Origin of the sequence: Nocardia abscessus NBRC 100374, from assembly GCF_000308455.1 — a bacterium.
Classification (GTDB): Bacteria; Actinomycetota; Actinomycetes; order Mycobacteriales; family Mycobacteriaceae; genus Nocardia; species Nocardia abscessus.
On the sequence record NZ_BAFP01000014.1, the window covers coordinates 18,341 to 28,120 of the forward strand.

At 70.1% G+C, this 9,780-nt stretch carries 9 protein-coding genes; 5 read left to right on the forward strand and 4 right to left on the reverse strand.

The genetic code is table 11. The annotated features are described in order from the left end of the window. Positions 1–31 precede the first annotated feature (31 nt). Genes ON19_RS02830 through ON19_RS02845 form a run of 4 tightly spaced genes read right to left on the reverse strand, consistent with a single transcriptional unit; the run spans position 32 to position 4,660 of the window. Positions 32–1,063 carry an acyl-CoA dehydrogenase family protein gene (locus tag ON19_RS02830; RefSeq protein WP_043686207.1) on the reverse strand — a complete coding sequence of 344 codons (1,032 nt, stop codon included), beginning with the start codon at positions 1,061–1,063 and terminating at the stop codon, positions 32–34. Next, entirely contained in the window at positions 1,060–2,202 is a 1,143-nt protein-coding gene (locus tag ON19_RS02835; protein ID WP_043686210.1) for an acyl-CoA dehydrogenase family protein, read from the reverse strand. The genes ON19_RS02830 and ON19_RS02835 overlap by 4 nt, the downstream gene beginning before the upstream one ends. Beyond that, entirely contained in the window at positions 2,202–3,107 is a 906-nt protein-coding gene (locus ON19_RS02840) for an enoyl-CoA hydratase (RefSeq protein ID WP_051168471.1), read from the reverse strand. Before ON19_RS02840 ends, ON19_RS02835 begins: the two co-directional genes overlap by 1 nt. After that, on the reverse strand, positions 3,107–4,660 hold the full coding sequence (locus ON19_RS02845) for a FadD3 family acyl-CoA ligase (RefSeq protein WP_043686213.1): 1,554 nt from the start codon (positions 4,658–4,660) through the stop codon (positions 3,107–3,109). Before ON19_RS02845 ends, ON19_RS02840 begins: the two co-directional genes overlap by 1 nt. 75 nt (positions 4,661–4,735) lie before the next feature. Here ON19_RS02845 and ON19_RS02850 point away from each other — a divergent pair, with 75 nt between their 5' ends. From ON19_RS02850 to ON19_RS02870, 5 genes are all read left to right on the forward strand, one after another. After that, positions 4,736–5,953, forward strand: a complete 1,218-nt coding sequence (locus ON19_RS02850) for an acyl-CoA dehydrogenase family protein (RefSeq protein ID WP_043686215.1) — start codon at positions 4,736–4,738, stop codon at positions 5,951–5,953. Continuing rightward, on the forward strand, positions 5,950–6,765 hold the full coding sequence (locus ON19_RS02855; RefSeq protein WP_043686218.1) for an SDR family oxidoreductase: 816 nt from the start codon (positions 5,950–5,952) through the stop codon (positions 6,763–6,765). Before ON19_RS02850 ends, ON19_RS02855 begins: the two co-directional genes overlap by 4 nt. A gap of 199 nt (positions 6,766–6,964) precedes the next feature. Then, positions 6,965–7,738: a hypothetical protein gene (locus ON19_RS02860; protein ID WP_227954582.1), complete on the forward strand. Its 774-nt coding sequence runs from the start codon at positions 6,965–6,967 to the stop codon at positions 7,736–7,738. 88 nt (positions 7,739–7,826) lie between these two features. After that, entirely contained in the window at positions 7,827–8,384 is a 558-nt protein-coding gene (locus ON19_RS02865; protein WP_227954969.1) for a TetR/AcrR family transcriptional regulator, read from the forward strand. Between the two features lie 10 nt (positions 8,385–8,394). Further along, the gene (locus ON19_RS02870; protein WP_372478673.1) at positions 8,395–9,588 is read left to right on the forward strand and encodes an acetyl-CoA C-acetyltransferase; all 1,194 of its coding nucleotides are present in this window, start codon (positions 8,395–8,397) and stop codon (positions 9,586–9,588) included. Positions 9,589–9,780 lie beyond the last annotated feature (192 nt).

Genomic DNA, 9,780 nt, shown 5'->3' on the forward strand with positions numbered 1-9,780 from the left:
ACGCTTCGCTGCCGTCTCGGGGTCCGACCGCTCATGCGATGCCTCGCTCGGCGCGATCCTGGTCGGTGTCCTCCCGCAGCGCCCGTGCGATCCGGGCGCGATGCACCTCCGATGTGCCCCAGGCTGATCGCAGCGCGGTCACCTTGGTCAACCACAGCGAGAGGTCGTACTCGGCGGTGTAGCCGATCGCGCCGTGCACCTGGAGGGCGGCGCGAGCCGCGCGGTGAGCCGCGTCGCCGCAGGCGATCGCCGCGGCCGAGACGTCCCGGCTACGGGTGGGGCCGGTCATGGTCAGCGCCGCACGGTAGAGCAGTGGTTCGGCCAGGTCCAGCGCGATCAGCACGTCCGCGAGCTTCTGCTTCACGGCCTGGAACTCTCCGATCGGCTTGCCGAACTGCTTGCGCTGCTTGGCGTATTCGGTCGACGCGTGCAGCAGGGCCCTACCGGCGCCGAGCAGCTGCGCCGCGCAGGCCAGCGCGCCGGCGTCGAATCCCGCGGCGGCCGCCGCACGGACCTGATCGCCCTCGGCGACGGTCTCGAGCGCGGTCACCGCGAACAGGCGGCGCGCGGGATCGACCGATCGCACCAGACCGGCGCGGTGCCCGGTGGCCAGCTGGTTCGCATCGGCCAGTAGGACCACCTCGGCGGTGTCGGCGTCCAGCGCGACGCCGCCGGGGCCGGGCGAGGCGAAGGCGACGGTGCCCAGCGCCGTGCCCTCCGCGAAGCCCGGCAACCACCGCGCGGCCGGCTCCTGGTCCGGAAGTGCTTGCAGCAGAGCGGGAATTGCCGCCGCGGTCTCCACCAGTGGGCCGGGCACGGCCGCCCGGCCGATTTCCTGGAACGCCACGACCAGATCGATCGGCTCGGCGCCGATGCCGCCGTGCCGCTCGGCGACGGCCAGACCGAGCACACCGGCCTCGGCCAGCTGCCGGATCAGCGCGCGGCCCGGTCCGCTGTCGCCCGAAGCCCACGCGCGTACGGCGGCGGGCGTGCGCCCCGCCTCCAGCAGTTTGCGCAGGCTGGCGCCGAAGTCGAGTTGTTCGGGGCTGAGCGCGAATCTCATCGGCTGCTTCCTCTCGGTAGTCCGAGCAGCCGCTCGGCGATGATGTTGCGCTGGATCTCGTTGGTGCCCGCGTAGATCGGGCCGGACAGGGCGAACAGGTAACCGTCGGTCCACGGTCCGGAACGCTCCGCCGACGCGCCGAGCACCTCGAGCGCGGTCTCGTGCATGGCGATGTCGAGCTCGGACCAGAACACCTTGGTGATCGACGATTCCGCGCCCAGCTTGCCGCCCTCGTTCAGCCGGGTGACCGTGCCGAAGGTGTGCAGCCGGTAGGCCTCGCTGCCGATCCAGGCGTCCACCACCGCGTCGCGCTGCGCGGTGTTGTCCTGCTCGCCTGCCTCGCGCCACAGCTCGATCAGCCGCTGCGCGGTGGCGCTGAACCGGCCCGGGCTGCGCAGCGAGAGGCCGCGTTCGTTGCTGGAGGTGCTCATCGCCACGCGCCAGCCCTCGCCGGGTGCGCCGATCACGTCGCGGTCGGGCACGAACACGTCGTCGAGGAAGATCTCCGCGAAGCCGGGCTCACCGTCGAGTTGCGGGATCGGGCGCACGGATACGCCGTCGGCGGTCAACGGGAACATCACGTAGGTCAGGCCCTTGTGCCTTTCGGCCTCTGGGTCGCTGCGGAACAGGCCGAAGGCCCAGTCGGCGAAGGCGGCGCGTGAACTCCACGTCTTCTGGCCGCTCAGCAACCAGCCGCCGCTGGTGCGCCGTGCGGTCGAGCGGATACCGGCCAGGTCGCTGCCCGCTTCCGGCTCGGACCACGCCTGCGCCCAGATGTCGTCGCCGCGGGCCATCCGCGGCATGATCCGCTCCAGCTGTTCGGGTGTGCCGTGTTCGAAAAGCGTCGGCGCCAGCAGGAATATGCCGTTCTGGCTGACCCGCCCCGGCGCGCCCGCCGCGTAGTACTCCTGCTCGAACAGCACCCATTCCAGCAGTGCGGCGTCGCGCCCGCCGAACTCCTCCGGCCAGGAGACCACCGAGAGCCGGGCGTCGGCGAGGGTGCGCTCCCACGCGCGGTGGGCTTCGAATCCCGCTTTCGTGTCCATCGAGGGCAGCGGTTTCGCGGGTTTGTTCGCGGCCAGGAATTCGCGGACCTCCCGCTGGAATTCCTGGGTCGCCTGGTCGAGATCCAGATCCACTACGTCGTTCCGTTCTGTTCTGCGGTGCTCGCGGAAGCCTTCATCGACTTGGCGTTCATGCCGCCGAGCGAGTCCGCGCCGACTTCGGCGTTGTGCGCGTGCGCGAAGTGGTGCAGGCCGAAGACCGAGTCCATGCCCGACCGCATGCCCATCAGGTCCTCGGCCTGGTTGACCGCCTTCTTGGTCAGCGCGAGGCCGAATTGCGGCATCGTGGCTATCTTTTCGGCCAGCGCCAGCGTCTCGGCCGCCAGATCGGCGCGCGGCACCACCCGGTTGACCATGCCCCACTCCTTGGCCTGCGCGGCGCCGAACCGGTCGCCGGTGAACAGGAACTCCTTGGCCGCGCGCGGACCCATCACCCACGGGTGCGCGAAGTACTCGACGCCCGGAATACCCATGCGGACCACCGGATCGGAGAAAAACGCGTCGTCGGAGGCGATGATCAGATCGCACACCCAGGCCAGCATGAGTCCGCCCGCGATGCAGGCGCCCTGCACCATGGCGATGGTCGGCTTGGGAATCTCCCGCCAGCGCCTGCACATGCCGAGGTAGACCTCGAGCTCCCGGGCGAAGCGCTGATCGCCGCCTGCCCGGTCCACGTGGTCCCACCACAGCGCGGCCTTGTTCTGGTACCGCACGTGGTGGTCGCGGCCTGGCGTGCCGATGTCGTGCCCGGCGCTGAAGTGTTTCCCGTTGCCCGCCAGCACGATCACCCCGACCTCGGGGTCCTCGACGGCGCGCTCGAAGGCCGCGTCGAGCGCGTAGGTCATCACCGAGTTCTGCGCGTTGCGGTAGTCCGGCCGGTTCAGCGTGACGATCGCGACGCGACCGCGCCGCTCGTAGGTGACGACCTCACCCTCGTCCGGGATCGCCGGACCCTGGTCCGGGGTTGCCGGTTCCGACATTACGACTTCTCCTCACGTAGTTGACGCTTGAGCACTTTCCCGGCGGCGCTGTAGGGCAGCTGATCGCGGAATTCGACGAACCGCGGCACCTTGAAGTTGGCCAGCACGGTGCCTGCGTGCGCGAGCACCTGGTCCGCGGTGAGGGCCGTGCCGGGCTTGCGCACCACGTACGCCTTGCCCACCTCGCCCATCCTGGTGTCGGGCACGCCGATCACGGCCGACTCGGCAACGCCGTCCAGCCGGGCCAATGCCTGTTCGACCTCGGCGGGATAGACGTTGAAACCGCCGGAGATGTACATGTCCTTGAGCCGGTCGGTGATCTTCAGGTAGCCGCGGTCGTCGACCGTGCCGATATCGCCGGTGTGCAGCCAGCCGTCGGCGTCGATCGTCTCCGCGGTGCTGTCCGGGTCGTCCAGGTACCCGAGCATCACGTTCGGTCCGCGCAGCAGGACCTCGCCCGCCTCGCCGATGCGCAGTTCGAAGTCCGCGATCGGCCTGCCGCAGGTGTTCGCGATGGTCTCGGCGTCGTCCTCGACGCGGCACATGGTGCCGAAACCCGCGCTCTCGGACAGGCCGTAGGCGGTGATCACGACATCGAAGGCCAGTTCCGAGCGCATCCGCTCGATCAGCACCACCGGCACCGTCGCCGCGCCGGTGACGGCCACCCGCAGCGAGCTCAGGTCGAACTCGGCGCGGCGCGGGAAGTCCAGGATCGTCTGGTAGATGGTCGGCGGGCCGGGCAGCACGGTGACCTGCTCCGCGCCGATCAGCCGCATCGTCTCCGGCACGTCGAAGGTGGCCTGCGGGATGATCGTGGCCCCGGTGACCAGGCAGGCGAGGATGCCCGCTTTGTAACCGAAGTTGTGGAAGAACGGGTTCACCACCAGGTACCGGTCGTCGCCGCGCAACGTGGCGCAGTCGGCCCAGGCCCGTACCACCGACAGCGCCTGCCGGTGTGCGACCAGGGTGCCCTTGCTGCGGCCGGTGGTGCCGGAGGTGAACAGGATGTCGGACAGGTCGTCCGGGCGCACCGACTCGGCACGCTTCTCCGCGTCGGTCACGGTCACCTGCTCGGCGACGGTCGCGAGTTCCGACCAGTGCAGCGCGGCGATGTCGGTGTTCTCGGTGCCCGGCTCGGCCGGGATCACCACCACCGTGTCGATGGCGAGGTCCGGCGCCGTCGTGCGCAGTTCGGCGAGCCGGTCGCGGCCGAGGAAGGGGCCGGCGATGAACAGCGCCTTCGCGTGCACGCGCCCCAGCACGTCGGCGGCCTCGTCGGCCACATAGCGGGTGTTCAGCGGCACCAATGCCGCGCCAGCGTAGTGCGCGGCCAGCGCGGCGATCACCCAGTGGTGGGTGTTGGGCGCCCACATGGCCACGCGGTCGCCGGTTCGCACGCCGCGTGCCATGAGCGCCCGCGCCACTTCCTGGACCGCCTCGAGCAGCCCGGCCCAGTCCAGCCGGACCTCGCCGTCGGCGACAGCGGGGGCGTCGCCGAAGGTCCGAGCGGCGTGGTGCAGTGCCATCGGTGTCGTCTGTGCAGGGGTTTTCACGGTTGTCCTTACCGTCGGCGAGCCACTTATGCGCGAGCTCTACAAAGCAAGTGCTTGGTAGGTTATCCTACCGGCGTGGGTGCGATCCAGACCTCAGAATCCGATACCGCCGCGCCGGACGGGCGGTTTTCCGCCGCACAGGACGAGCGATTCGCCGCCGACGTGCGCGAGTGGCTGGAGGAGAACCTCAACGGCGAATTCCGCGAGCTGCGCGGCCTCGGCGGTCCCGGCCGCGAACACGAGGCGTTCGACGAACGCCTCGCCTGGGACCGGCACTTGGCCGCCGCGGGGTGGACCTGCCTGGGCTGGCCGAAGGAGTACGGCGGCCGCGCGGCCACGGTGCGCCAGCAGGTGATCTTCCACGAGGAATACGCCAAGGCCAACGCGCCCGCGCGGGTGTCGCACGTCGGTGAGGAACTGCTCGGCCCGACCTTGCTCGCCTTCGGGACGCAAGCCCAGAAGGACCGGTTCCTGCCCGGCATCCGCAATGTCAGCGAACTGTGGTGCCAGGGTTACTCCGAACCCGGCGCGGGTTCCGACCTGGCCGCCATCACCACCGCCGCGCACCTGGACGGCGACGAGTGGTCGATCAACGGGCAGAAGATCTGGACCTCGCTGGCGCACGTCGCGGACTGGTGCTTCGTCGTCGCGCGCACCGAGCGCGGGTCCGCCCGGCACAAGGGCCTGTCCTACCTGCTGGTCCCGATGAAGCAGCCGGGCATCGACGTGCGCCCGATCATCCAGCTGACCGGGACCTCGGAGTTCAACGAAGTCTTCTTCGACGATGCCCGCACCGCGGCCGACCTGGTGGTCGGCGAGCCGGGTGACGGGTGGCGCATCGCCATGGGCACGCTCACCTTCGAGCGCGGCATCTCCACCCTGGGCCAGCAGATCCGGTTCGCCCGCGAGCTGGCCGACATCGAGGCGCTGGCCCGCCGCATCGGCGCGGCCGACGACCCGCTGATCGCCGACCGGATCGACCGGGCCTGGGTCGGGCTGCGCGTGCTGCGCGCGCACGCCATGCGCACCATGGAGGGCGCGGGCGTGGACGACGGAGCCGGCCAGGCCTCGGTGGGGAAACTGCTGTGGGCCAACTGGCATCGCGGGCTCGGCGAGCTGGCCATGGCGGTGCTCGGCGCCCGCGGCCTGGTGTCGGGCGAGGACGATCTCAACGAATGGCAGCGGCTGTATCTGTTCACCCGCGCCGACACCATCTACGGAGGTTCGAACGAAGTGCAGCGCAACATCATCGCCGAGCGGGTGCTCGGCCTTCCGCGCGAGGCTCGCCCGTGACGACCGGGGCCGACCGTCCGGGGCCGCTGTCGGTCGCCCCCGCGCCCGTCGCGGGGCACGGCCTGCTGACCGGACGCACCGCCGTGATCACCGCGGCCGCGGGTACCGGTATCGGCTCGGCCACCGCGCGCAGGCTGCTGGCCGAGGGCGCGGACGTGGTGGTCTCCGACTGGCACGAGCGGCGGCTGGCGGAGACCGCGACCGAGCTGGCCGCCGAGTACCCGGACCGGCGGGTCGCCTCGATCGCGTGCGACGTGCAGAGCACCGAACAGGTGAACGCACTGGTGCGCGGCGCTGCCGAGGCTCTCGGCCGGATCGACCTCATGGTCAACAACGCCGGTCTCGGCGGTGAGACGCCCGTGGTCGACATGACCGACGAGCAGTGGGACCGCGTTCTCGACATCACCCTCAACGGCACCTTCCGCTGCACGCGCGCCGCGCTGGGCTACTTCCGCGCGGCGGGCCACGGCGGCGTGATCGTGAACAACGCCAGCGTGCTCGGCTGGCGCGCGCAGTACGGCCAGGCGCACTATGCCGCCGCCAAGGCGGGCGTGATGGCGCTGACCAGGTGCAGCGCGGTCGAGGCCGCCGAACTCGGCGTCCGGATCAACGCGGTGGCTCCCAGCATCGCCAGGCACGCGTTCCTGGACAAGGTCAGTTCGACCGAGTTGCTGGACCGGCTATCGGAACGGGAGGCGTTCGGCCGCGCGGCCGAGCCGTGGGAGGTCGCCGCGGCGATCGCCATGCTGGCCAGCGACTACACCACCTACCTGACCGGCGAGGTGGTCTCGATCAGCAGCCAGCGCGCCTGAGCCGCACGGTTTTCCGGGCTCGTCCGCTGCGTAGCGGGCGGACGAGCGCATCCGGCGACCGCCGAGCAGCCGCTTGTTCGGCCGTTCGGGACCGGCCTCGCGCGCCGTATTGCGATCGCCTTCTCGCATCGCGCACCCTGCGCAAAATGGGCGGCTGATCAGCTGGAAAAGCGCGAGCAGGAGGCCGCCGAGGTGTGCCATGCTGGATGAGATCGGATCCGCGCTCTTCAAGGGGGCGATGGCTATGGGCCTGGATCGCCCACCTGCCCGCGAACAACTGGAACTCGACGTGGTGCGCGAAGTCGTGCTGGCCAGGCGACGGCTGGACAGCCTAGTACTCTCGGCGCTCACCCTCGGCGCCGAGCTCATCGAGCACACCTCCGTGCGCACGGTCGCCACGGCCGCCGTGCGCATTCTCGAGCAACACGCCGTCGACGAGGGCGAGGTAGCCCGCGATCCGCGCGGCGCGCTACGGGCCGATCTGGCGCGCGACCGCGAGCGCGCCCACCGCATCGGCCTCAGCGCCGAGGGCGCCGACACCGAACAGGAGCGGCGCAGGCAGCACCGAACGGCGCTGCTGTGCGAGGTGCGCGCGGACCTGCTCGCGGTGGTCGCGAAATGCCGGAAGTTCCGCTTCGATCGGGTGACTTTCGCGGACGAGATCGCGCAGGGCCTGTGCGCGGCCACCGACAAGCTCGTGATCGGCGCCGATATGGATACCTATCACGCCTGGCAGCGCGGCATGGTGCTCAAGCTGAGCGAGGAACCGGTGCGGGGCGGGCCGCCCCGGGTGATGGCCACGGTGGACGCCGGCCCGGACCGCGGTCAGCTCACCGTCGAGTGGGACAGCTGCGAGCGTCGCCTCGCGCTCGTCGCGCGGATGGCGCGGGCGGGCGTCTCGCCGGTCGTCATCTGTGATCGCCTGCTCGCTGACCTCTCGGTCTCCTCGCCGTTGCGCTACTCGGCGCGATAATGCTGCCCAAGCAAATGCTTGGTTGTATGATGGCCGTGTGACCGCACCAGACGCCTCCAAATCAGCACGGCGCAGCGAGTTGCTCGCTATGGCGGCCGAATTGTTCGCCGAGCGGGGATTACGCGCCACCACAGTGCGTGACATCGCCGACGCGGCCGGAATCCTCTCGGGCAGCCTCTATCACCACTTCGACTCCAAGGAGTCGATGGTGGACGAGATCCTGCGCGGATTCCTCGACGACCTGTTCGGCCGCTACCGCGAGATCGTCGCCTCCGGTCTGAGTTCGCGAGACACCTTGGAAGCTCTGGTGCTCGCGTCCTACGAGTCGTTCGACCGGTCGCACGCCGCGGTGGCGATCTACCAGGCCGAGGCGAAGCGGCTGCGCGCCTCGGAACGGTTCACCTACATCGCCGACTACAACCGCGAATTCCGCGAGCTGTGGCACCGGGTGCTCACCAACGGCGTCCAGGACGGCAGCTTCCGGGCGGAACTCGACGTCGAACTGGCCTATCGGTTCCTGCGCGACACGGTGTGGGTGGCGGTGCGGTGGTACCAGCCGGGTGGCGCCATCACCGTCGAGAACCTCGCCAAGCAGTACCTGACCATCGTGCTCGACGGACTCACCGTCCCCGAGCGCACCACGTAGGAGTCCTTACATGTCAGCACCTTCCACGTCCCGTCGTCCGTATGCCCCGCTGCGGGACGCCTACGTGATCGATGCGGTACGCACGCCGGTCGGCAAGCGCGGCGGTGCGCTGGCGGGCGTGCACCCGGCCGATCTGGGTGCGGCCGCACTGCGCGGCCTGCTGGACCGCAGCCCGATCGATCCGGGCGTCGTGGACGACGTCATCGTCGGTTGCGTCGACAACGTCGGCCCGCAGGCGGGCAATATCGGCCGCACCATGTGGCTGACCGCCGGATACCCCGAGGAGGTTCCCGGCGTCACGGTGGACCGCCAGTGCGGGTCGAGCCAGCAGGCCATCAATTTCGGCGCGCAGGCCATCATGAGCGGCACCGCCGAGGTGATCGTGGCCGGCGGCGTGCAGAACATGAGCGCGATCCCGATCTCCGCGGCCATGTTCGCGGGCAAGGAGTACGGTTTCGACACCCCGTTCGTCGGCGCGCAGGGCTGGGACCACCGCTACGGCACCGGTGAGGTGACGCAGTTCCGCGCGGCCCAGCTGATCGCCGAGAAGTGGGGCATCAGCAGGGAAGAGATGGAGCGCTGGGCGCTGCGCAGCCACGAGCGGGCTCGCGACGCGATCAAGAACGGCCGCTTCGACAACGAGATCGTGCCGGTCGGCGACTTCGGGATCGACCAGGGTCCGCGCGAGACCAGCCTGGAGAAGATGGCCACGCTGCCGCCGCTGGCCGAGGGCAGCCCGCTCACCGCCGCGGTGGCCAGCCAGATCTCCGACGGCGCCAGCGCCACCCTGCTCGCTTCGGAGTGGGCGGTCCAGGAGTACGGGTTGACCCCGCGAGCGCGCATCCACCACGTGAGCGCGCGCGGTGCGGACCCGATCTTCATGCTCACCGCTCCCATTCCGGCGACCAAGTGGGCGCTGGAGAAGACCGGACTCACCATCGACGACATCGACGTCATCGAGATCAACGAGGCGTTCGCGCCCGTGGTACTGGCGTGGCTGAAGGAGACCGGGGCCGACCCGGAGAAGGTCAATGTCAACGGCGGCGCCATCGCCCTCGGGCATCCGCTCGGGGCCACCGGCGCAAAGCTTTTCGCGACGCTGCTCAACGAGCTCGAGCGGATCGAGGGCCGCTACGGCCTGCTCACCATCTGCGAGGGCGGCGGCACGGCCAACGCGACCATCATCGAGCGCCTGCCCCACTGACCGGCGACGAGCGGCACGTCCGGCGAGATCGAGTCGCCGGACGTGCCGCTCGGCACGCATCGTCTCTCCGACGCCGCAGGGGGCCGGGGTTCAGTCGGACTGCACCTCGTGGTCCGACTGTCCCTATGACGAACCGTCGTTGATGGAGTTGCGGCTCGCGGGGGCTCCGGAGGAGTCGTTATCTTCGCCGCC

Excerpts from the sequence above, each read along its gene's own strand:
- ON19_RS02840 (WP_051168471.1), bottom strand. The coding sequence starts at position 3,107 with ATGTCGGAACCGGCAACCCCGGACCAGGGTCCGGCGATCCCGGACGAG.
- ON19_RS02870 (WP_372478673.1), top strand. The coding sequence starts at position 8,395 with ATGTCAGCACCTTCCACGTCCCGTCGTCCGTATGCCCCGCTGCGGGAC.
- ON19_RS02830 (WP_043686207.1), bottom strand. The coding sequence starts at position 1,063 with ATGAGATTCGCGCTCAGCCCCGAACAACTCGACTTCGGCGCCAGCCTG.
- ON19_RS02865 (WP_227954969.1), top strand. The coding sequence starts at position 7,827 with ATGGCGGCCGAATTGTTCGCCGAGCGGGGATTACGCGCCACCACAGTG.
- ON19_RS02860 (WP_227954582.1), top strand. The coding sequence starts at position 6,965 with ATGCTGGATGAGATCGGATCCGCGCTCTTCAAGGGGGCGATGGCTATG.